Consider the following 23,885-nt stretch of genomic DNA (forward strand, 5'->3'; position numbering starts at 1 on the left):
TCAAGCTACCAGTTTCCCTCTACTACTGTACAAACACACTTTTTCTACCTTGTCCACATTTATACCTCACCAAAACTATTTAATTGCATTTAATAGATTATCAATAAAAAAGGAGGTTTTGAGAATGGGAAATAGAAGACCTGGAGCACCTAGAGGTGGTTATGACCCTGTTCAGATCTATAACTCGACTTCGTTTAATGCGAGTGGAGTAGTGGAGTATGCATCCATTTTTTGTAGCAACGATAGATATAGTGTTCAGCGTGATGAGACTTGGAGATCTTCCGGCCGTGGTGTGTGCCTGGTAACTAGAATCACTGCGACGGTTAGAACACCGAGTGGAAATATTGAGGCTGAACCGTATACCTCTTCTGGTACTTCATACAGCCAGTTCGCCATTATACAGGTAGGGGTAAATCAGTTCCGAGTGACACGTGTTACAAGTGCGACTAGAAAATGCCGGAAATAACCGAAGAGGGTTAATATCAAGAACAGGTACTAAACAGGAAGAGACGACTGGCTATGAGTAACATGCTGGTCGTCTTCTTTTGCTTTAATGTTCTTTGTACCATAATATTCTGCGGTGCATCGAGGAATCTTTCAAAAGTCGGAAAGGCCGTAAGGCTGGTTGATAATTGCCTTCGATAATCCAAATTCGCCGTTTCTTGTCGATGGCTATATCGAATCCAACTTGTCTAAGCATAGGGTAATGCTCTCCCAATCGTTTGGCAGCTAATCGTGCAACTTGTTCCGCTCTGACAAGTAAGCGCCGATCTCCAATTCGAGCTAGTCTCAGTGCTTTAAGAACTGGAATGGGGCGGTTATTCACATTGGTGACTTGGTATCCTTGTGCAGCGACTTTAGCATAGGAACCTGTCACGTTCCAAGTGGACGAGGAACTCTTTTTGCGCTGAACCATGATCCGAATGTCGAACGGCCTGTGTTTAATTTGAGCAAGCTGCAGACGCTTTTGGACAATATATTCATCACTTTTGATTGTTTGTTCGAACCATTCCAGTAACTGCTCGTTGTCTCTCATGGTGACTGTGTTATTTTCATTTTGAATACGATAAGCATTTGCACCGCTTCGTTTAATGAACAGGATACCCCTTCCGTAACTGCCATTACGAGGTTTCAGTACAACGCTGGGATACTGAAGAAGCATCTTCGTTAGCGTATCCTTCTCAAGCAACTGTGTTTCTGGCAAACGTTCAGCTAGAGAGGGCTCATCGCGCAGAATGCCATACTGCAACCATTTGTCTCTTTCGAATAACATTGGAATCACAGCCTTTTTCAATCGTCTACGGTAATTCTAATTCAAATTCGTGATCCGCATAAGTGGCCATTCGTCCAGATTTGTAAGTCGATGCATGTCCAATCGGTCGATGGAGACAGAAGATGAACTTTTGCGAGAAATGACTGCATTCTGGGAAGGCGTTCATTCATGCTTTGAGTGGCTTCTGGAACCGCAGGCTCACTTCTATCACCACCGTGGATAACGGCATGCCATGCTGGTACATGTACTGAAACAAGAGCCAAATGTGAAATGGTTTGAGGAGTACTAGACTAACCTTCAAATAGTTCTTTTTACCTATAAATTAGCTTATAAAAAGCGAGACTTTTTTACTAATATATATACAGATTATTCGTTTACTGTATGTCTTTTCGATGTTATACTCACAATATTCAAAAAAATTGTTGAAATATGTCGAATTGAGGCTTATCAGGATGATTATAGGTAAACAAAACGGCGAAGCGATCATCCTCATTCCATCACTTGAACCGGATGAGAGACTTCCAACCTATGTACGGCAATTGCGAGAGTATGGCTTGACCAATATTGTTATTGTGGACGACGGATCGGGTGAGGCCTACCAGTCGATTTTTGAGGAGCTTCGTGAGAATGGTTGTGCTCTGCTAACACATGCGGAAAATCAGGGGAAGGGTGCGGCACTCAAGACCGGATTTCAGTATATTGCTCAGCAATTCGATGCATCTTCCTTCGTTGTAACCGCTGATTCAGACGGACAGCATGCAGCTGAGGATGTCTACCGTGTAGCCCAAGAAGCAAGGCTTCATCCAGACTCGTTGGTGCTCGGGGTAAGGAACTTCAGTGAGGGGAACATACCGCCAAAGTCCCTGTTAGGCAATCGGATGACCTCCTTTATTTTTGCCATGCTGTATGGTAAAAAGCTGTCAGATACCCAGACTGGGCTTCGTGCCTTCGGTCCAGGGTTACTTGCGTTTATGCAGGATGTTCGCGGTATTCGATTTGAATATGAGCTTCAGATGCTCATCTCGTGCATTCAGTCTGGCATACCGATTCATACCATGCCAATCCAAGTCATTTATGAAAATGGCAATGCGGGAACTCATTTTAAAGCAATCCAGGATAGTGCCCGGGTAATGGGTGTGTTGTTCTCCAATTTTCTGCGGTTCATTTCATCATCGGTGGCCAGTTCTGTTGTTGATTTGGGTATCGCCTGGTTTTTGATCGACGCGTTGCGGCCCATGTTGGGTGAGCAGCACTATCTAAGAATTCTGCTTGCAACCGTGATTGCGAGAGTGATTTCCATTGTAGTCAACTATGTACTGAACAGACATTTTGTATTCCGCAAGGAGGATAGCCAGGGAAGTCTATGGCGCTATCTGACGTTATGCGGAGTGGTGATCTTGCTTTCCAGTACCGGTGTATATATATTCCATACCGTTCTCTTCGTAGATGAGAAATTGGCGAAATTCGTCTGTGATGCCTTGCTGTTCCTGCTCAGTTTCCAATTGCAGCGAAGATGGGTATTTGCAGCAAGGAGGAAGCAGCTGTAGTGCAAAACGAAAAAAGGCAGAATATCTTTTTTGTCATCACGATGATCCTGATGTCGATTTATTTGGTATGGCGTACGTTCTTTACGTTGCCATGGGGTGAAGGCGTACTGAACGTCATTTTTGGTATGCTGCTGATTGTGGCTGAAGCGGTCACCGTACTGACAACCTTTGAATTATTCTTTCAAAAGATGCAAAAAGAACGTACACAGCTCGACTTTCCAATCGTTCCGCCGGAGTACTATCCGGATGTGGATGTATTTATTGCTACGCATAATGAGCCTGTTGATCTGTTATATAAAACCGTTAATGCCTGTACGTTCATGGATTACCCGGACAAGCAGAAGGTTCATATCTATCTCTGTGACGATGGAGCAAGACCAGAGGTAGAGGAGCTTGCCAGACAGTTTGGCGTGGGATATCTGGGGTTCCCCGGAAACAAGGATGCCAAGTCTGGTAATCTGAACAATGCACTGAGCAAAAGCTCTTCGCCGCTCATTGCAACGTTTGATGCGGATATGATTCCACAGCACACCTTTTTGATGAAAACGGTACCCTATTTCATGCTCTCCACGTTTATTAAGGAGAATGAGGTATGGCGTCCTCGCCGAGAGGACGAGATGGACCCTAAGTTCAAGCTTGGGCTGGTACAGACCCCGCAGAGTTTCTACAATCCCGATCTATTCCAGTTTAACCTGTATGCAGAGCAAGGCATTCCGAATGAACAGGATTTCTTCTCCAGAGAAGTGAACATCCTGCGTAATGCCTCCAATGCGGTAGCCTATACAGGAAGCAATACGATCATTTCCCGGCAAGGCATGGAAGACATCGGAGGTTTTCCGCTGAATACCATCACCGAGGACTTTGAGACAAGCATCCGCTTGCAGCAGGAAGGTTATATTACTTATGCGACTCAAGAGGTTCAAGCTGCCGGGCAGACAACAACAACAGTGAAGAGCATGATTAAGCAGCGGATTCGCTGGGCAAGGGGTATCATTCAGAGCCTGCAGAATACGCGTGCACCCTTGTCTGGGAAGCTTCCTTTCTGGACGAGAGTAACCTACTTAAGCAGTTTCTTATACTGGTGGTCCTTCTTTAACCGGTTGATTTTCATTTTGGCACCTATCTTGTTTGCGTTATTCGACTTCCAGATTGTGAACACAACCTTCTGGCAAATCTTAATATTCTGGCTTCCATCTTATTTCTTCTACAGTGTATCCATGAGATATCTGTCCAGCAATATTCGGAATCAGCGCTGGAGTCAGGTTATCGATACCATATTTATGCCTTATCTGATCTGGCCGGTTCTCCTGGAGACGCTGGGTATTCGTGAGAAAAAATTCAAGGTCACCAACAAAAGCAGAGCAAGCGGTCGACAATGGATGTCTGCTCTGTTATATGCACTTCCGCATATCTTCTTGCTGTTGCTATCCATTGCAGCCGTGATTCGGTATGTCAATGGCAAGTACGGCATTGCGCTGTTCTTCAGCAGTATCATTATTTTCTGGTTGATTCATAACATGATTGCGCTGTGTTACGCCCTGTTCTTCATGATTGGCCGCCGTGCGTATCGGGAGACAGAACGGATTCGGGCGCAGGAAGATGTCACGATTCATGACCAAGCCAACAATCTGCGATATCAGGCCAAGACGGTGGATGTATCCGAACAAGGTATTGCCTTTTATGTCCCTTATCCCATTTATTTGGCTGAGCAAAAGATCATCTCTCTGGTCGTCAAAACCGAGCGATATGAGGCGAACCTCGATGCAGTCATCGTTTATGTGAAACAGGATGGGGAGGGCTGGCGTTATTCTGCAACGGTTCAGCCGGTCGATGAGAATGATAACCGCCAATACATGCAAATCATCTACGACCGTAAACACTCATTGCCAGAGCAGATGAATCTGTGGGATACGGCTTATGACGATATGCTTCGCAATGTGAAAAAACGGATTGTTCAACCCAGATCGGATCAGCGAAAAATGCCGCGGCTTTCCCTTCAGCTTCCAGTTCATTTCACCAATGATGCTAGCTGTACGCTGCGCAGCTTCAATTATCGTTTCTTTTCCGCGAGGGGTTTCCATGGTGATATTGCGGCAGGGGCGGTCGTTACTTTTTATACGAAGAGTAATATTGAAGTCATTTTGCAACATACGGGAAAAACGACAGCCCGTGAGCGCGAAGTGCTTCTCTCGGTGGAGAATATCGATGATATTGTGGAGAAGGGCCTGATCGACCAATTGCTGACGGATCTGATTCAGCCACATTCCGATCGTGCTACCAGAGAGGGTTAGGAGAGATAAAGATGCTCATTGTGCTTCATTTTGTGATGGGAGTTTTATTGATATTCTCCTTTCTTGGGTATATGCAGGTTGTACGGAAGGCACTTTCACTGCGTTGGGAATTCATCCCTGTATTTGTGTTTTCCTCGATTGCCTGCTTTGTTTTTCTAAGTGGTTTGGCAGGGCAGCTCTTTACGGGCAGCCTTGTCATCCTGATTGCAGGTTTGCTTTTGTATGGGGGAATGTTGTTTCTCAGGCTGCGCCGAGGGGCCTCATTACGTATGTCCTTTTCCATATTCCAATTTTCATTTCTGGCAGGGACTTTTGTTTTCTTGCTGGTACTCTTTCAGAACCAATTAACACATTACGATAATTTCTCACATTGGGCTATCGTATTGAAGCAGATGTTGAGTACAGATGCCTTTCCGACGCCAGACTCCAACCTGATTGACTTTAAAAACTATCCGCTCGGGACTTCGTCTTTCATTTATTATGTCTGTCGCTTCATGGGGCATTCCCAGTCCGTGATGCTCTTGGCACAGGGATTGCTTATCTTTTCCTGTTTTTATGCCATGTTTGGCATTGTTTCAGAGAAGAAACGCTTTCTTCTGTATGCTTTTCTTGGACTCGGGTTATCTACACTTTCTTTTTTCAACCTTACGATTCGGATCACCAATCTACTCGTGGATTTCTTGCTTCCAATCTACGCGCTTGCGATCCTGGCGGTAATTTATCAATATCGTAATGAGATCAAAAAGGCATGTATTGTTGTTCTTCCGCTTGCGGGATTACTGACCATCATCAAAAGCACGGGTATTATTTTCGCCGCGATCGGCCTGATCTTCCTGGTGTATACATGGCTAAAGCATAAGCAAAAGTTCGATTGGAAAACAGCACTCACTGTCGTGGGCACGATCTGCGGTGTGCTAATTCCCTACTTCGGATGGAGCTGGCGAATGGCAACGGTGTTCCAAGGGATCGATAACAAGTTCGATGTGGCTACCTCGGGGATTCAAGCCGGCAAAACGCCGGAGCAGATGCATGAGATTCTGTGGACTTTCCTCAAGGCAAGTACGGATCTGACGACACGGCCAGTGATCGGCATTGTTATTTTCCAGCTTATCGCAATCGCAGCATCTGTATTTGCCATCGTTGTGCTCAAGAAGAAGTGGAACTTATGGAAAGCATTAATTGCTTTGGACGTTGTACTGTTACTGTATTATGCAGGTATTCTGGCGTTGTATCTCTTCTCCATGCCACTGGATGAAGCCATTGTCCTGGCGGGCTTTGAGCGTTATGCATCGAGTATCGTGGTGCTGTTCGCCGGTGGGCTGGTGTTGTGCGCTGCGATCGACCTGGAGCGTTCATTCCATTATCGGATCGGTGAAGTGCCTGATTATCAATCCTTTAAGACGGTCGAGACGAAAGGTCATTATCAGAAAGGCATTATCGGCTGTATGGCTGTTGCCGCCACCATCCTTTTGTCCGAATACAACGGTATCGTGTCTATCGCCCAAAGCTATGATACAACGCTCCCTTACAAGATTCATGCGGTAACTGGTGATCGGTGGTACTCAGGTGGGCAGGAGGATAATAACAGATATCTCTTCTACGCCTCAGACAGGGACCAACAGGTCACGAACTATTACATGCAATATGTAGGGAAGTATTTCTTGTATGCTCCTCATGTGGACGGAAACGTGTTGTTCTATGAGGATAATATGGACAACCTTCTGAGCGGCTACGATTATCTAGTGGTCGTCGAGACCGATCTCAACGCCAAGTGGTTGCTGAAAAAGCATTATGGCATCGACATGCAGGAGGGTATCTACAAAATCACCCGTTCCGGGGATCAGATCGTTCTTACGTTGACTTGAGATCATAGATGTTGAAACCCTGTTCCGGACATCCGGTCAGGTAAGATTAAATACATGATTGTATATAGAGTCCCCTTAAATATAGCCCGCTATAGCTAATACCTATAGCGGGCTATAACTCTTTCGTAGAACAGCTATTCCGATCGGATATGTTATATTTAAACCTATAATGATAAACGGGGAGATTAAACTATGAGCGTACAAACAGAACCTAAACAACGAACGGTCACTCCATTTCGATATGATATTGTGGGCAGTTTCCTGCGCCCGAGTGCGTTGAAAGATGCCCGATTAAAATACCAGAACGGCGAGATTACCACTGAACAGTTGAATGAAGTGGAGAATGCCGAGATTGTGAAACTTGTACAGAAGCAAAAAGAGGTTGGACTTCAGGCTGTAACGGACGGCGAATTCCGCCGCTCTTGGTGGCATCTGGACTTCTTCTGGGGACTGGATGGTGTAGAGCGGACGATCATTGAGGAAGGCTACCGATTCAACGGAGCGACATCCAGACCGGAAACAGCTCGTCTGAGTGGCAAAATCAGTTATAGCAGTCATCCATTTGTAGCGCATTATGCCTTCTTGAAAGAAGCCGCTGGGAAAGACGTTGTTGCCCGTCAGTCCATCCCAGCAGCTGCACAGTTCCTATTCGAATTGGACCGGGCAGATAATAAGGAAAGCACACAGGCCATCTATCCGAACCGCCAAGAGCTTCTCTCGGACATTGCCGGGGCGTACAAAGCATCCATCTTGGCTTTCTATGAAGCCGGTTGCCGCAGCATCCAGATTGATGATTGCACGTGGGGTGCACTGTGTGACCAACAGTTCATCGCAGTGATGGAGCAGATTGGCGTCAATGTGGAAGAGTATGCAAACGAACTCGCAAAACTGAACGAACAAGTGGTATCTGGCCTGCCAGAAGACCTCGTAGTAACGACTCATGTCTGCCGCGGTAATTATGTTTCGACATTTGCAGGAGTGGGTGGCGGGTACGAGCCGATTGCGCAGACACTTCTGAGCATCGATAACTATTCGGGCTTCTATCTGGAGTTTGATACGGAACGGGCTGGTGACTTCAAGCCACTTCGTTTCCTGAAGGACAATCAGCAGGTTGTACTTGGCCTCTTCTCTTCCAAATTCGGAGAGTTGGAGAACAAGGAAGATATCCTGAAACGGATTGAGGAAGCTACACAATATGTTGATCTGGATCGAATCTGCCTGAGCCCACAATGCGGATTCGCTTCCACGGAAGAAGGCAACCATCTGACCGAGGAACAGCAATGGCGCAAGCTTGCCTTCATTAAGGAAATTGCTGAAGAGCTCTGGAAGTAGGAAGTAACATTTGCAGCGTCATTCATCATTCACTCATGTGTTTATGTATAAGAAAAAATCGCTAAAAAGCCGTACGGACCATCATCCGTATGGCTTTTTGGTGTAAGTCCTCACTTTTGAGTGGATATTTGATCAGAGCCCATAACAGCCAAGAGAGTAAAGCAAGGGGGAGATATGAGAATAACGGATCAGCCCATATTATATTAGGGTTACATTCCTTGGTGAAGTAGTCCATTATCCATTCTTAACGGAACAGTTATAGGATGAGAGCAGGAGGGGTTCTATTAAATTAGGATGAGGATAATATCAATGTATTTCGTTCCAGATCATGGTATATTTCTAGTATTAAATAATGTAAGGAGATAACTATGAGTCGCACACTAGTTTTTTCACTAAAAGTAATACCTCTGCTGTTAACTACGATTCTGCTGTTTTCCCTAATTTCTGTACATCCTGCCCAGGCAGAGGGTGAAGTTGCGAACATTGAGGATGCTGTAGTAAAAAGTCAGTTGAACCTTAATTGGTCTTCGTTGGATGAGTTAAATAGTGGATTTTCCCATTCCATTGCCTATGGTGGAGGGATTTATATGATGCCAGCTGCTGGAGGCTATGTGAAAACCTCTAAGGACGGAGTTACATGGAAGACAATCTATACCGGGAATCCAGTAGATTTTAGTTTGATTATTCGTGGAAAGTCAGAATTCATGGGTTTTCGTGAGGAAGCAGATATCGTAACCGTATGGACATCCACTGATGGTCTGTCATGGGAGAAGTTAAATAATTCAATACATATAAGATTTTTAAAAGACGCCGTATGGAACGGGAAACGATATATTGCAGTTGGTGGAACAACATATGAAGGAAAGATTTTCTCTTCAGAGGATGGATTAACGTGGACCGAGCGAAAAACAGGGATCTCCACCAATTTTACAGCCGTAGCATGGGGCAATAATACCTTCGTGGCTCAAGGTTATGAAGGCGGAGTCGTAGCGGTATCCAAAGACGGAATCACCTGGAAAAAGGTGAAGACCAATCAGCCCAATTATGAGCAAGTTTGGGATATGACCTATGGCGGTGGAGCTTTTGTTGCTGTAGGGGATGCAACGATCATGACCTCGAAGGATGGACTGAAATGGACATACGTATCGTCCAAAGCCTTTTGGTCCAAGGTGTACTGGGCAAAGGACAGGTTTTATATTTTTGGTTTTGAATATGTGAATAAAGCCAATCATGTCTTGAAGGAGGTCAACTGGACATCCAAGGATGGTAAGAGCTGGAGCGATGCTGGGTTTGCAACTAGCCCTAAGCAGAACCCGTTTTTTACCATTCACAACGGCAAACAGTATATAACGATTACGGATGCTGGTATTCAAACATCTGCGGATGGGCGCAAATGGAAGCTGACAAAGCGATATCCTTTTGTGCTTCCAAGTAACGTATATGAAGCAGCAGTAAGCAAGGATAGGCTGGTGCTGGTGGGTGGGTATCGTAGCCAGCTTAACTTCCTTTCCGTCAGCTCGCAGGGTTCTGCAAAGATGAACACGGCTGGCAAATGGCAATCTTCTTATGTGGATCAAGCGTATCCACTTCGGGGAGTTGTATGGTCAGGGAAGGACTTTTTTGCGGTAGGAGATAACGGGAAGATGATGTCCTCTGTTGATGGGGTAAAGTGGACGGTCATTAAATCACCGACAACTCAATCACTTACGAGCGTGCTGTATGCTAAAAATACGTATTACGTGGCAGGCGAGGCCGGCACGATTCTTTCTTCCAAGGATAGGAAGACGTGGAGGACCCTAAACACTAATGTAAAGAAAAAAATCAATGCGATGGCATCAAACGGCACAACATTGGTAGCCGTTGGAGAAAAAGGGCTTTTGCTCGTCTCCGAGGATGGTCTGAAGTGGAACGAAATCCCGGCACGGTTTCCTGGGCATAATTTCGATGTGGTATGGGGTGACGGAAAATTTGTCGTGACCACTGCCAGTTACTATGGGAATGCACAGAGTGCGGTTATTTTGACTTCAGAGGACGGTAAGAAATGGGCGAGGACAGAGTTCCGTGACGAATTATATGCTCGTGGAATGAACACTGGATTCTTTGGCATCTCATACGTGGGCAATCTCTTCATTGCTGTTGGCAGTGAAGGTTCCATCTTCCTTTCCGATGACGCTGAGAAATGGACCAAGCAGGATGTCTTGACGGTAGACGATTGGTACGATGCGGTGGAGTTTAAAGGGAAAGTGTACGTCTTTGGAAATACAGGTAAAATCGTTACGGCTGACCTCAACTCCTTGAAACGGAGCCACTAATTAAGATGCTTAAAGGGAGAATCTATATGCGTAATCAATTCATCAAAAGTATGATCGTTTTATGTTTGGTTTTTGTACTATTACCGACCACTATTATCTCGGCTGCATCGCTTATCAAAGACCCGGTCCTGGCCAAAGTTATTCGGACAGATTTGAAGATGTCGGCTAAGAAGGAACTAAAGGCTGCTGATTTGAAAAAATTAAAATCCATATATGCTATGGAAACAAAAAGTAAGATTTCCAACCTGCAAGGTCTTGAACATGCCGTTAATATGACGGATTTATTCTTGCCTGACCAAAATATAAAAAATATTAAACCACTTAACAAGTTAAAGAAATTGACGTTCTTAGCTGTTGAAGGCAATCAGATTGCAGATATCTCGCCACTTATAGGTCTGACTAATCTGCAAAATCTGGTTATGGACGATAACAAAATCAAAAGCCTGGCTCCATTAAACAATATGCGTAAGCTAACCAGTCTACTCGCCAGTGGGAATCAGGTGACTGATCTAAGTCCTCTTCAGAAGTTAAAGTTGGAATGGGTTATTATGAATGATAATAAAATTCAAGATCTGACACCTTTAAAGAACCATCCAACCTTGGAGTATCTATATGTAGAAGATAACCTCATTAAGGATATTGCAGTGCTCGAAACCATCCCACATCTAACAGAGGTATATTTGGCTAATAATCCGTTGAATGAGCGTGCAGAGCAGGTTGTGAAAAAATTGGAGAAGAAAGGCGTCGTTGTAAGTCTGGTAAGCGAAGAAGCGGATCAGTCGAAGTAGTTTCGATTAGAGAAGATGTATATGTATATGTAAGAAGAAGTAATCCCTCATTAATAGTGAACAAGAACAAAGAAGGCCGCAGATATTCTCGCGGCCTTCTTTAAGTATGTTGGAAAGTGACGCTCGGTAACAACTTAACACCCATCCCACAACAATATTATTCCACTTCGATCTCCTTCACCGTCTCTCCCTCAACCAGCACCGGTTGATAGTAGGTGTTTGTTGGCAGATCCTTTTTGCCTTGCAGATTCTTGATCACCCAGTCGGCAGCGTCGCGGCCCATTTGTTCTTGGGGGTGGGTTAGCGTTGTAAGCCTGATGTTGGCGTTCTTGGCGATATACGAATTGTCTTGTCCAATGATGGATAACTCATCCGGGATCGAGATGCCCAGTTGCCTGCAGGCGTGCACGACCTCCAGTCCCACCTCATCGTTGTAACAGACGATCGCGGTGAGCGCATCCCTGTTTTCGTCCAGATACGTTGCTACATTAGAGGATAACTCTGGTTTCGATGCGGTATCAAAGGAAAGCACTTGCTCAGGATGGAACCGTAACTTCGCTTCACCCAGTGCCTTGATGTATCCTTTCATCCGGTACTTGCCTTGTAGATCATCCATTTTGGCAATAATGCCAATCTGGGTGTGGCCTTTGGCAATCAATTCCCGAGTGGCAAGATAACTGGACTGCACGTCATCCAGACAGAAGAACGGAACCTCCAGCTCCTCATAGAACGCATTAATCATCGTAAACGGCACATCCTGCTCCTTGAACGACAGGTAGTATGCAATATTGGGATTGTAGAGATTACTTTTGGTCGGTTCGACGATCAGGCCATCGACGCCGTAGGAGAGCATCATTTCGAGGGCTTTTTTCTCCTGCGCTACATCATTATTGGTACTGGCCAGCAGTAACGAGTAGTTGTCCTCATTCAGACGACTCTCAATGCCGCGGATAATGGACGGAAAGATATAATCCGAGATGTATGTCGTGATCACACCGATCGTTTTCTTCGACGTATTGCCGCCTGATCGTGATCGATACTGATTGCTAACGTAAGTGCCTGACCCCTTTTCGCTTCGTAAAAACCCTTCATTAGATAACTCCAAAATAGCCTTCCGCACCGTCTGGCGACTTACATTGTAGCTTTCCTGTAATGCCAACTCGGTTGGGATCTGTTCGCCTATGCTATATGTCCCCGAAAGGATATGAGTCTTAATATCATCAATGATGACCTGGTATTTTGGCTTCACGTAGTCCACTTCTTTCATCGTTACTCATCTATATCAATGTTGTTGTTCAAATAGTTGTACGTACATATTCTAGCATGATTCAGATGGGATGAAAATAAAACCGAACATTTTTCGAAATAAACCGTACATATCCAGCCTTTATGGATGGAGGTGTACCTTACAGCATAGCCATTTTATAGCCATATAAGACCTCTGAATGGTCAAATAGAGTACATTATGTGTTCTTTGTAAGTATAACTATTATATATTATTGACAAATGTACGTACAAAAAATATACTAAGGCTGTCAGAAAAGGAAAGCGCATTCTTTGAAAACACAACGGAACGCATCTATACAAAATTCATTATTAGCTACTGTCATAAGTAAGAGCTTCACCTTATATATGCATCCTTTGGGATGTGAAATCGCGACCGGAGAGGGGATACACGTGATTATGAGTCAACTGGACTTGAAAGAAGCCATTACCAAGGGCGCTACTTCGCTCGGTATTGAATTTGGATCAACGCGGATTAAGGCGGTGTTGATTGACGAGCGTTTTGAAACCATCGCGTCAGGCAGTTATGAATGGGAGAACCTCCTGAAAGATGGATATTGGACGTACAACCAGGAGGATATCATCACAGGCCTGCAAACGGCTTATCGTGAGATGAAGCAAGATGTGGAACAGAAATACGGAATTACGCTGCGAACGGTCGGTTCTATCGGATTCTCGGCCATGATGCACGGATATATCGCATTGGATAGCGCAGGTGAAATGCTGGTACCTTTCCGAACCTGGCGTAATGCTACGACGGGAGCAGCTGCAAGGGAGCTAACGGAACTTCTGCAATTCAATATTCCGGAACGCTGGAGCATCGCCCACTTGTACCAAGCCATTTTGAACGAAGAGGCACATGTGCCACAGATCGATCACCTGACAACTTTGGCTGGATATATCCACTGGTTGCTGACGGGCAATAAGGCGATTGGGATCGGCGATGCATCAGGCATTTTCCCAATTGACGAGTCTACACATAACTATCACCCATCCATGATCCAACAGTTCGACGAACAGATCGCAGGCAAAGGTTATCCGTGGAAAGTCGAGGACCTTCTGCCCAAGGTATATCTCGCTGGTGAGAATGCAGGTGTATTGACGGAAGCGGGAGCCAAGTTGCTCGACCCTTCGAAAGATCTGCAAGCAGGCATTCCGCTCTGTCCGCCAGAAGGCGATGCCGGAACAGGTATGGTGGCAACAAATAGCGTGAGAAAACGTACGGGGAACATCTCCGTGGGCACATCCGTATTTGCGATGATTGTACTGGAGAAGGAATTATCCAAAGTGTATCCCGAGATTGATATGGTCACCACGCCAGATGGTAGCCCAGTAGGGATGGTGCATGCCAACAACTGTTCCAGTGATATCAACGCATGGGTTGGATTGTTCCGCGAATTCTCTCAAGCGATGGGATATGAAGTGGATAACGGCAAGTTGTTTAGCGTGTTGTTTAACAAAGCTTTGGAGGCAGACCCTGATGGTGGTGGCTTGCTCAGCTATGGATACTACTCAGGTGAGAACATTACGGGACTTGAGAAAGGCCGTCCATTGTTCGTCCGCTCCCCGGAAAGCAACTTTAATCTGGCAAACTTCATGCGGACACATCTGTTCAGTGCCTTCGGCGCACTCAAGCTGGGCATGGACATTTTGACGGAGGAAGAGAATGTAGCCATTGACAGTATTTTGGCTCACGGCGGCCTGTTCAAGACCCCTGTCGTTGGACAACGAATTGTAGCAGCTGCGATGAATGTACCGGTGTCGGTGATGTCTACCGCTGGTGAAGGCGGCGCATGGGGCATGGCGCTTCTGGCTTCCTACATGATCAACAAGGAACAAGAGGAGAGCCTGGATGTGTTCCTGGAGCAGAAAGTCTTTAACGATGTTGAGGGAGTCGAAGTGGCGCCAGATGCATCGGATGTGAAAGGGTTTGAAGCATTTATCGAACGCTACCGGAGTGGACTCACAATTGAGCATGCAGCTGTAAACCATCTGGTAGAAAACGGGAGGGAATAACATGTTAGAACAACTGAAAGAAGAGGTATTCCAGGCGAATCTGGAACTGCCAAAGCATGGACTTGTAAAATTCACATGGGGTAACGTCAGCGCAATCGATCGGGAAAGCGGTCTGTTCGTGATCAAACCAAGTGGCGTTAGCTACGATGTGATGAAAGCAAGCGACATGGTTGTGGTTGATCTGGACGGTAACGTGGTGGAGGGTGAGATGAGACCTTCCTCGGATACCGCAACACATGCCGTACTATATAAGCATTACTCGGAGATTGGCGGCATCGTGCACACACACTCCACATGGGCGACTATCTGGGCGCAAGCCGGATTGGACGTACCTGTAATGGGCACCACGCATGCGGACACGTTCTATGGAGCGGTGCCTTGTGCACGTTTCCTGAACCAGGACGAGGTTGATCGTGGATACGAAGCGGAGACGGGACGCGTCATTATTGAAACGTTTGAACAGCGTGGAATTGATGTTATGGCTGTTCCAGCAGTATTGCTCCATGGTCATGCACCGTTTACGTGGGGGAAAGATGCCAAGTCTGCAGTGGTGAACAGTGTCGTGCTGGAGGAAGTGTGCAAAATGAACCTGTACGCGCGTCAATTGAATAACTTCGCGAAAGAATTGCCGCAAGGCATTTTGGATAAACACTATCTGCGAAAACACGGAAAAGACGCGTATTACGGACAGAAGTAATTAGGTTATATAGCGATCGGTTGATAATAATTCAAGCGAATAAGTTGTTTGTTACTACTACCAAAGAAGTTGTATCAGACTTTTACACGATAACGGAGAGTGCAGTACCAATCTGTAGAAGCGAAGCGCTCGCCTTTATAACCGGATACCATCCTTATTAAAATTGATCAAAGAAATCCGGGGATAACCAGCGATCGGAAGATGGTACTGCAATCGCAGTGTTCTAGTGTAAACCCAAATGTTCAACTATAAAATAATGAAATGAGGATGATTATATGTCAGCAGCAAAAGAATTCTGGTTTGTCGTCGGTTCACAGCACTTGTACGGAGAAGAAGCACTGGGCGAAGTAAAAGCCAATGCACAGAAAATCACGGATGCTCTTAATGCAAGCGGCGTTCTGCCATACCCACTCGTATTGCAGGATCTGGCGGTAAGCGCAGATAAAATCACAAGCACGATGAAAGAAGTGAACTATCGTGACGAAGTAGCAGGTGTCATCACATGGATGCATACATTCTCCCCGGCGAAAATGTGGATTCGTGGTACGAAATTGCTACAAAAACCTTTGCTGCACTTGGCGACGCAATTCAACGAAAGCATTCCATGGGCAACCATCGACATGGACTTCATGAACCTGAACCAAGCGGCACACGGTGACCGTGAATATGGCTTCATTAATGCCCGTCTGAGAAAACAAAATAAAATCGTTGTTGGCTACTGGGAGCGCCCAGAAGTGCAACAACAGGTTGCTGACTGGATGGACGTAGCGGTAGCTTACAATGAAAGCTTTAACATCAAAGTAGCTCGCTTCGGTGATAACATGCGCAACGTGGGCGTAACCGAAGGTGATAAAGTGGAAGCACAGATCCAATTCGGTTGGACCGTTGATTACTTCGGCATCGGCGACCTCGTTCAATACGTGAACGCTGTAACAGAGCAGGAAATTGATGATCTGATCGCTCAGTACGGAGACCTCTACGAATTCGATTATGGCACGAACAGCAAGGAAGCTTGGGAAGCCAGCGTACGTGTGCAAGCGAGTTATGAAATTGCGATCAAACGTTTCCTGGACGAAGGTGGTTACAGTGCCTTCACTACAAACTTCGAAGATCTGCATGGCATGAAGCAGCTTCCGGGTCTGGCTGTACAACGCCTGATGGCTCAGGGATACGGATTTGCCGGTGAGGGTGACTGGAAAACAGCTGCGCTGGATCGCCTGTTGAAAATCATGGCCCATAACGAGAACACGGGCTTCATGGAAGATTACACATACGAGATGGCCACTGGACAGGAAGCGATCCTGCAATCTCACATGCTTGAAGTAGATCCGACACTTGCCAGCACGAAACCAAGAATCATCGTGTCCCCACTGGGTATTGGCGATCGTGAAGATCCGGCACGTCTCGTATTCGATGGTAAAGCAGGTGAAGGTGTCGTGGTATCCATGGCAGACTTCGGTACACATTACAAACTGTTGATCAACGAAGTATCTGCTTTTGAGCCTACCGTTCCAGCTCCTAACCTGCCGGTAGCACGTGTTCTGTGGAGCGTGAAGCCGAACTTCCAGGATGGAGTGAAAGCATGGATCGAAAATGGTGGTGGTCACCATACGGTTGTATCCTTAAACCTGACGACAGATCAGATCGTGACGTATGCGAAGCTGGTGAATCTGGAGTACGTTATTATTAAGTAAAAGTTGAGTGGTAGCTACTGCTTGAACTCAACCAATTTTTTCTCTGTGGCCGGGGGTTAACCCTCGGCCATTTGTTTGTTATGCTGAGAAGCATGATGTGAAGCTGAGTAAGGATTTGCTTTTTCATCGAAAAGGATAAGAAATGAAGGAGGAAGGACATGTATACAAAAGAAAGCTTGATTCAGCAACTAGAGCAGCTTGGTATGGATAGGCAAGGCACGTTGCTCATTCACTCTTCAATGAAAAGTATAGGCGAGGTTGAAGGTGGAGCAGACACGGTGTTGGATGCCTTTAGCGAGTATATGAAAGAGGGATTGTTGGTGCTTCCCACTCATACGTGGTCTACCATTAATGCGGATAACCCAGTGTTCCACGTGGAAACTTCTTCCTGTTGTGTGGGTATTCTTCCTGAACTTTTTCGTAAACGTCCGGGCGTAGTTCGTTCCTGGCACCCAACGCACTCGGTAGCAGCACTCGGAAGGGATGCAGAGGCATTTACGAAGGACGATCATCTCTTCGACACACCGTGTGCGAGAGGTTCAGCATGGGGGAAACTGTTAGATCGGAAAGCGACGATCTTGTTAGTAGGCGTTGACTTGAAGCGGAATACATTTATCCATGGGGTCGAAGAGTGGGTGGACATCCCTGGCAGAATGACGGACGAGCATGAGATGCTTTATACGGTTTTACCAGATGGAAGCCAGATTTCAGTACCATCCCGCAGGCATTGTGGGTTGCCATGGTCAGAGCATTTCTGGAAAGTAGACGAGGTATTGGTTCGCGAAGGTGCGATGCGTAAAGGAAAGCTCGGTGATGCGGTTGTTAGAGTGTGTGATGCGACTAAGACAGCAGAGGTAATTACGGAAATGCTGAAGGATAACCCCGATCTATTCACGGACAACCTCCCTCTAAATGCAGTAACCGAATGATATAAGGGCCGTCCGATAGCCGGATGGCTCAATATGAATTACTTGATGATGTCTAATACCTCCCGAGCAGATGATTTACTCTCCTGTTTTGTACTCCAAACCTTCAAAAGCATTCATTAATCATCAGAAATAGATCAGCATTTCGATCAGAGGTTGGTCGGACTTCCAGTGTATGGGCTACTCACCCTTATGGTGGTGTGATAAGATATGGTTAAATTAACCAATAAGTTTGGCGTAGCAGTATTGTATAGGTGTTTATTGAAGTTTTATATACGTATCACTTAGAATCATGAACAACCACGTTGTCATTGTAGCATCTAAGAAGGAGAAGATTCGTGAACCCATTAGTATGGTATGATCTCTTTTTATTTGTCCTATTGTTCGGTGTAGGTGTATATGTGTTTGCTACGGTTAGAATTACGAACTTACATAAGGTGTACTTTTTATTCCATGGGTTGATGATGCTCTGGCCTTTCTGCCAATTTGCGAGTACGCTCACGGATGATTCCGGTCTGCAGTTGTTCTACGTTACGTTATCATTCGTCGCGGTCTCCCTGCTTGGGAGCGGATGGCTTCTACTGACGATCTTTATTACCGGCTATTCAGAGCGTTTGAGTGCAAAAGGAACGTTCCTGCTATTTGTCCCTGCGGTGATCGGGGCTATAGGTGTAGTCGCAAATCCATGGAATGAATTCGTCATCCCACTGGAGGGTGGGTACATCGAGCGGGCTTACGGGCCTTGGTTCTGGGTTGTGATGGTTATTCTGGTGAGCTATTTCTTGGCGTCCCTCGTCGTTCTGTTCCGGGCGGTGTATTCATCGCAGACGTCTGCCATGATCAAAAAACAGGTGAGGATTACCCTATGGGGTATCTTTGTCTTGGCTGTGTTTGCAACAATTGATGCGATTCTGAATGTCGTTCTAGCCCGCTGGTTGCCGATCATTCCTGGCATGACTTCACTGGGGATCTTTCTGTCGGACCTGTTCTTTGTCTATGTGATCAAAAGATACAATGTGTTCGATCTGGTCTCCATCGCGCATGAGGACGTGATCAATACCATTCCATATGGCATCCTGGTACTGGATGAGAATGAAGTCATTGTTGAAGCGAACAAAGCCTCTCGATCCTTTATGGATCTGCATGTGGGGGATTCTTTTGATATGGAAGCCTTTCTGGAGTCTGTTCATGTTGTGGGCAGCTGTCGGGAGTTCGTGAATCATTATAAGAAAAAAGAAAATACCCTCTCCCACATTGAAGTAATCGTGGAGCGGGACAACAATATCCGGCACTATATCCTGCAATCTTCTCCGATTGTGGATTCGGCACTTGTGCCGATCGGTCATATTCTCACGTTTCAGGATGTCTCACAGGAGCGTTTCTACGTGAAAGAGATGAATCGCCAGAACGTAACGCTTCAGGAGCGAAATCAGGCGCTGGACTTGATACGTCAGGAGTTATCCGAGGCCAATCGCAAACTGGAGGAACTCGCGCTGACGGACAGTTTAACCAACTGTTACAACCGCCGTTATCTGACCCAACATCTTAACCACGAGGTCATTACCAATATTCAATACAAAACACCATTCTCACTCCTGCTGCTTGATATCGACTACTTCAAAGCGATCAATGATCGCTATGGGCATGTCATCGGGGATGAAGTGCTCGTTCGCACGGCGGAAGCTGTCAAACAATCGATTCGCAGCACCGATATCCTGACGCGTTATGGCGGGGAAGAGTTCATGATCTACCTTCCGCATACGGAGCATGACTTGGCGAACCAAATCGCAGAGCGCGTAAGAACAGCTGTGGAGTCCAACCACATCATGGTGGATCACGAGATTATGCAGGTGTCCATTACGATTAGTATTGGGATTCTATCCTTTGAGGATTTTGAAGTTGTGCATGTACCGGACAATCCGGAGGGGTATTTGACGCAGCTATTCGCTGCGGTGGATAAGGCACTGTATCAGGCGAAGCAGAATGGGCGAAATCGGATTGAGTTTGCGGCGTTTGAGCGGGGTGTTGTTTGAAAAGAGAAATAAGAGAAGAGTGGAGACGTACTCCACTCTTTTTGGTGTTAGCGTATGATTTTGATGTAGAGATATTTATTCGGAATTTTTATGTGATTTTTCGATAGCATTTAAAACTTCTTTGCTAATTTTGGTCAATGATAAGATTATATCTGTACTTTTGCCGCTTATTAGAGTTATATGTTCATCCAAGGCTCTTTTGTACTCAGAGTCTTCTTTAAATTTAAAGATTTCTTCAGCAGTGACCTGCAATCCATTCATTATTTTCTCAAGAGTCTCCAAAGAAATGTTACGATCTCCCCTTTCAACCCCACCAATATAGCTGTAATGAAGCCCTGCTGCTTCGGCCAGTTGTTCCTGAGTCCAGCCTTTTGCTTTCCTTAACTCACGTATTCGATTTCCTACGTCCTCTGGTAAACTCATTTGATCACCTCCACTTAAGGTTAGAAGAGGTTATAGAATCCTTACAGACTAATAAGGTGCACAGCATTGTTGGAATCATTGCGGGAAGAGGCGACAGAGAAACAGATTGGGCGGTATAGGGTGATTTTGGAGGGGATAGGATAAGAGCGTATTTAAGTTGATTAAATAGATATACACTCTGAGCGTTGAATAGACTGCCTATGGTTGTGTTGATCATACGCAGTCTTTATTTACCTGAGTCATAGTTGTATACTCACTCACGGTCAGGAAGAATCGGCTTTTTATTTTGTAAATTAAACCAAGCTTCAATATGATCACTTAAAGATGGAATATCGCTGATCCCCTTCTCGCATAATTCGTTATACTTATGGCCTAAAATTCCTTTTAGATCATAATTTTTCTTATATTCGTCTGTTAATCTTGCCTGATATACTTCATATGGTTCCAAGCTGTAGTTTTGGTTGCGAGTCTCAAGACCAAGATACAACTTCCATTGTAACTCGCCATGGAAAGCATCTATACATGTAGCTAATTCGTTGTACAACTTCCCTGGATTGCGAAATCTGAAATAAAATCCAGGCGTGTGATGATAAATGTCCTCTCTTGCAAACATATTATATCTGGCCCATTCGTAGGTACGAAGCTTAGATAATGTATAGCCTATGAGGTGCGGCAGTTCGAGAATTTTGTTCGCAATATTTGTACATGACTCTAAACTTTCAGTGAATATATCGCTCCCAAATCTTCTCCTGAACATCGTGTATATTTCTTTAGCTAAGTTATGTTTATCCAAGCTGGCGTTAAGAATATATTCTTCAATTTGTTTTACCTCTTCCTCATATTCATCCTCAGGAGCGTAGGGAAATACATCAATGGGGTCCCATTCCTCTATTATTTTTTTAACTAACATATGTAACACCTCTTATTCAAAATCCTTTATAGATTCGGTGGGGCCGGTCATTACACAAATATTTTCCCGAATCAGAAGCTTTTATCGGTTATCATGAGAGCATCCTTTCAAGATTCTGATTCTAGTATAGACTCCATCCTTACTGGATGAAGTCAGATTGTTTAATTAAATTGTTGGATAAATGCTGTGAAGTCTGTGGCGGCCAGATGACCACCCAAGGTGTTGTAAGAATTTATCGTTTCAATATAGATAATATTAGGCTGAGAATTGTGGCTGTAATTAAAACAAAACAGGTTACCCTCTACATCTATAGCAAAAGGAAAATGATTAGGAGGAAGGTTGTTCTTTTGCTCATTATATACATCCAATATATCAAGCTCATCAAATGCGATGAAGGTTAAGAAGGAAGAAAACATCACTTTTTTTCCACTAATGTTCAACGTCCGTTGGGCAGGTTCTGCACCGTGATATTTTTCTATGAAATGAATGTACTCAGAGGGAAATTGTATACCCCAAGTCTTTTCCACTGTCTTTACGGTATGAATATCAACAGGAGGATACTCCGTGCTCCATGCATTATTATTATCGACCATTTGATCTACTCCCTATTAATAATTGAATTTAAACCCGGAGCTATTTAATCCAATTTATATCATCATCTGACCAGTATGTGCTCCAATTAGGATCATCTACCTGACTAACTTGGATGATTTCTCCCGTGTCGTTTCTTCTAACGGCGTAACCGCCATCTTCATGATAGTATACAGTGACGGGCGCATTATTCTGTCCTTTTCTTTGGTCAATCCAATCCACTGTGCCTGCCGGCTCATGCATAGCTTCACCCAATCGTTGATCATTCCAACCACGTTCAGCAATTTGATCTGCAATACTTTTGCCACCTCTTTTTGTAGGCTCTTGGCTGTAGTGAAAGGGAGCTCCAGAATAACTATTTAAATTCGTATCTGCTTCTTTTCCCTTTCCCCCTCCAGAATCCGTATGGGGCGAGTGATGCTGTTTGCCATCAGTGGACTTGATCCCGACTTTTCTACCGAAGATTCCGAGGAGCATAGAAGTTGTGATATTTGCTGCGTACTCTGCTCCGCCTTCTTGCTTCATTTTATCGAACTCAGCTGCAATATGCTTTTCTGCCTGTTCTCGGGTATCTCCGTTATCCCACGCATAGTTCCAACTAAAGGCGATTCCACTCCCTATGTCGGTAACGGTACCAATGGTATTATCATACAAGAAGTTACCCGCAGTATCTAATGGATGTTCGATAAGGTCTTTACCTAGTTGCAGGGCAGAGTCCCCAATCGCTAATATGTTTTCTCCGGCCTGATTGAAAAAGGCATCAACATGTTCCTCAACGCTACGTTTAGGAGGGGGATCGTTAGGGCCGCAAACAAGATCATTGGTACGAGGTGTGCCCGGATTGGCCTGATACTGCAGTAACGCAGAGATGTTAACCATAGTAGAATCGGTATCGACAAAACGTTCCCGAATCTGTTCCAAACGAAGAGATATTGTATGCAGCAACTCCAGCGTGGTATTCAGGTTTTTCTCTGCATAACGGTATAAGTGGGCAAAGCGTTCGGCTGTCTCGCCTTCAAAACCGCCGAGTAGGGGAGTGAGTTGGCCGTTTAATCTAGTCAGTGTTTGTTGCAAGTGCCCGTGTCCTATCTTAAACACGCCAATCGTGTGTGTCATTTGATCCACAGGGATCTGTATCTTTGTCATCGTCTCAATCCTCAGTTCTTGATCTATACTATATTTTAATCCATGTTAGATGCTGTTTGTGAGGACCTATAGTTCTATTTGTTTGTACCCATTCTCCTGAAATCCTCAAACCGAGATGTATTGTTTGTGCCAGGAATAATCTGACTGTTAGGAGGGGCATCTCCCCATTAGAAATGATAATGTTGATTCCGTTTTATTTGAGTATAAATGCTCAATTATGCTTTAAAAAACTTTATTCTATGGCATCATAAAGTTCCGACATTCGGTCAGCCAATTCCAACTGTGGCTGCATTCGCTGATGATTCATATCGGTAGGTGTCATGTACAGCACTTCTTTTCCCTGCTCAAGCATCGTGACATGGAACAATACCCCTGTTGCATCTTCTTGGTCCGGATCAAGTACGATTTCTAAATCACGTACCTTTTCAATCCATTCCTGAATCAGCACTTGATCTGTAGTTATTTTTTTAGTGCCATCACTGCCGCTCATCATTTCAATAGAATCAACCTGTGTAATTTCGCCAGGATAGAAGGTGTATAATTCCCTTGATACTTTACTTACTCCGACTTGATCGGGCTGATTAGAACTTTGGCAGCCGCTAAGAATCAGGATCATAACTGTAGCAATCATTAAGACGATAAATGAATATCTTCTCATGGTACTCCCCCTCTTTAGTCCCTAAACGAATTTTGTATTTGGAATGTTCCGCATAAACTCTATTTTGTTTAATCCTTAAAGTACATCGATGTTACTGGT

19 protein-coding genes and 1 pseudogene are annotated in these 23,885 nt (G+C 45.0%); 13 read left to right on the forward strand and 7 right to left on the reverse strand.

The window, feature by feature from the left end; translation table 11 throughout:
• Positions 1-124: 124 nt before the first annotated feature.
• Positions 125-466, forward strand: coding sequence for a hypothetical protein (locus MHI14_RS00365; RefSeq protein ID WP_338589568.1), 342 nt, complete (start codon positions 125-127; stop codon positions 464-466).
• Between the two features lie 84 nt (positions 467-550).
• Here the strand turns inward: MHI14_RS00365 and MHI14_RS00370 are convergent, their stop codons facing one another.
• Entirely contained in the window at positions 551-1,294 is a 744-nt protein-coding gene (locus tag MHI14_RS00370) for a YheC/YheD family protein (protein ID WP_341129667.1), read from the reverse strand.
• Between the two features lie 94 nt (positions 1,295-1,388).
• Here MHI14_RS00370 and MHI14_RS31075 point away from each other — a divergent pair.
• The 7 genes and pseudogenes from MHI14_RS31075 to MHI14_RS00400 form a co-directional block, all read left to right on the forward strand.
• A pseudogene (locus MHI14_RS31075) lies at positions 1,389-1,496 on the forward strand (DinB family protein); the annotation flags it as partial.
• Positions 1,497-1,725: 229 nt separating this feature from the next.
• Positions 1,726-2,820 (forward strand): bifunctional glycosyltransferase family 2/GtrA family protein, encoded by a 1,095-nt coding sequence (locus MHI14_RS00375; protein WP_341129668.1) that lies wholly within the window; start codon positions 1,726-1,728, stop codon positions 2,818-2,820.
• The gene (locus tag MHI14_RS00380) at positions 2,820-5,111 is read left to right on the forward strand and encodes a glycosyltransferase family 2 protein (RefSeq protein ID WP_341129669.1); all 2,292 of its coding nucleotides are present in this window, start codon (positions 2,820-2,822) and stop codon (positions 5,109-5,111) included. The genes MHI14_RS00375 and MHI14_RS00380 overlap by 1 nt, the downstream gene beginning before the upstream one ends.
• An 11-nt stretch (positions 5,112-5,122) precedes the next feature.
• Positions 5,123-6,976 carry a hypothetical protein gene (locus tag MHI14_RS00385; RefSeq protein WP_341129670.1) on the forward strand — a complete coding sequence of 618 codons (1,854 nt, stop codon included), beginning with the start codon at positions 5,123-5,125 and terminating at the stop codon, positions 6,974-6,976.
• Between the two features lie 192 nt (positions 6,977-7,168).
• The gene (locus MHI14_RS00390) at positions 7,169-8,308 is read left to right on the forward strand and encodes a 5-methyltetrahydropteroyltriglutamate--homocysteine S-methyltransferase (RefSeq protein WP_341129671.1); all 1,140 of its coding nucleotides are present in this window, start codon (positions 7,169-7,171) and stop codon (positions 8,306-8,308) included.
• A gap of 368 nt (positions 8,309-8,676) precedes the next feature.
• A complete protein-coding gene (locus tag MHI14_RS00395; RefSeq protein WP_133386382.1) occupies positions 8,677-10,620 on the forward strand; it encodes a hypothetical protein in 1,944 nt (647 codons plus the stop codon).
• A gap of 26 nt (positions 10,621-10,646) precedes the next feature.
• Positions 10,647-11,408: a leucine-rich repeat domain-containing protein gene (locus tag MHI14_RS00400; protein ID WP_133386381.1), complete on the forward strand. Its 762-nt coding sequence runs from the start codon at positions 10,647-10,649 to the stop codon at positions 11,406-11,408.
• Positions 11,409-11,565: 157 nt separating this feature from the next.
• On the opposite strand, the gene MHI14_RS00405 is transcribed toward MHI14_RS00400, so the two are convergent.
• Complete coding sequence (locus MHI14_RS00405) at positions 11,566-12,657, reverse strand: GntR family transcriptional regulator (protein WP_133386445.1); 1,092 nt, start codon at positions 12,655-12,657, stop codon at positions 11,566-11,568.
• 434 nt (positions 12,658-13,091) lie between these two features.
• Between MHI14_RS00405 and MHI14_RS00410 the strand changes: the two genes are divergently transcribed.
• The 5 genes from MHI14_RS00410 (at position 13,092) to MHI14_RS00430 (ending at position 20,058) form a co-directional block, all read left to right on the forward strand.
• Complete coding sequence (locus tag MHI14_RS00410; RefSeq protein ID WP_341129672.1) at positions 13,092-14,708, forward strand: xylulokinase; 1,617 nt, start codon at positions 13,092-13,094, stop codon at positions 14,706-14,708.
• 1 nt (position 14,709) lies between these two features.
• Positions 14,710-15,405, forward strand: a complete 696-nt coding sequence (locus MHI14_RS00415; RefSeq protein ID WP_047840995.1) for an L-ribulose-5-phosphate 4-epimerase — start codon at positions 14,710-14,712, stop codon at positions 15,403-15,405.
• Between the two features lie 275 nt (positions 15,406-15,680).
• On the forward strand, positions 15,681-17,099 hold the full coding sequence (gene araA / locus MHI14_RS00420; RefSeq protein WP_133386379.1) for an L-arabinose isomerase: 1,419 nt from the start codon (positions 15,681-15,683) through the stop codon (positions 17,097-17,099).
• Between the two features lie 158 nt (positions 17,100-17,257).
• Positions 17,258-18,028 carry an AAC(3) family N-acetyltransferase gene (locus MHI14_RS00425; protein ID WP_341129673.1) on the forward strand — a complete coding sequence of 257 codons (771 nt, stop codon included), beginning with the start codon at positions 17,258-17,260 and terminating at the stop codon, positions 18,026-18,028.
• Between the two features lie 335 nt (positions 18,029-18,363).
• Positions 18,364-20,058, forward strand: a complete 1,695-nt coding sequence (locus MHI14_RS00430; RefSeq protein ID WP_339311526.1) for a histidine kinase N-terminal 7TM domain-containing diguanylate cyclase — start codon at positions 18,364-18,366, stop codon at positions 20,056-20,058.
• A gap of 75 nt (positions 20,059-20,133) precedes the next feature.
• Here the strand turns inward: MHI14_RS00430 and MHI14_RS00435 are convergent, their stop codons facing one another.
• The 5 genes from MHI14_RS00435 to MHI14_RS00455 all read right to left on the reverse strand — a co-directional run bounded on the left by MHI14_RS00435 (position 20,134) and on the right by MHI14_RS00455 (position 23,786).
• Positions 20,134-20,481: a helix-turn-helix domain-containing protein gene (locus tag MHI14_RS00435; RefSeq protein WP_133386376.1), complete on the reverse strand. Its 348-nt coding sequence runs from the start codon at positions 20,479-20,481 to the stop codon at positions 20,134-20,136.
• A 253-nt stretch (positions 20,482-20,734) separates the two neighbouring features.
• Positions 20,735-21,391, reverse strand: coding sequence for a DUF1871 family protein (locus MHI14_RS00440; protein ID WP_133386375.1), 657 nt, complete (start codon positions 21,389-21,391; stop codon positions 20,735-20,737).
• Positions 21,392-21,552: 161 nt separating this feature from the next.
• Positions 21,553-21,984, reverse strand: coding sequence for an SMI1/KNR4 family protein (locus MHI14_RS00445; protein WP_133386374.1), 432 nt, complete (start codon positions 21,982-21,984; stop codon positions 21,553-21,555).
• Positions 21,985-22,024: 40 nt separating this feature from the next.
• Positions 22,025-23,128, reverse strand: coding sequence for a colicin E5-related ribonuclease (locus tag MHI14_RS00450; RefSeq protein ID WP_133386373.1), 1,104 nt, complete (start codon positions 23,126-23,128; stop codon positions 22,025-22,027).
• Between the two features lie 232 nt (positions 23,129-23,360).
• Entirely contained in the window at positions 23,361-23,786 is a 426-nt protein-coding gene (locus MHI14_RS00455) for a hypothetical protein (protein ID WP_133386372.1), read from the reverse strand.
• Between the last annotated feature and the right edge of the window lie 99 nt (positions 23,787-23,885).

The sequence above is a fragment of the Paenibacillus sp. FSL K6-2393 genome (genome assembly GCF_038002545.1).
Taxonomy (GTDB): Bacteria; Bacillota; Bacilli; order Paenibacillales; family Paenibacillaceae; genus Paenibacillus.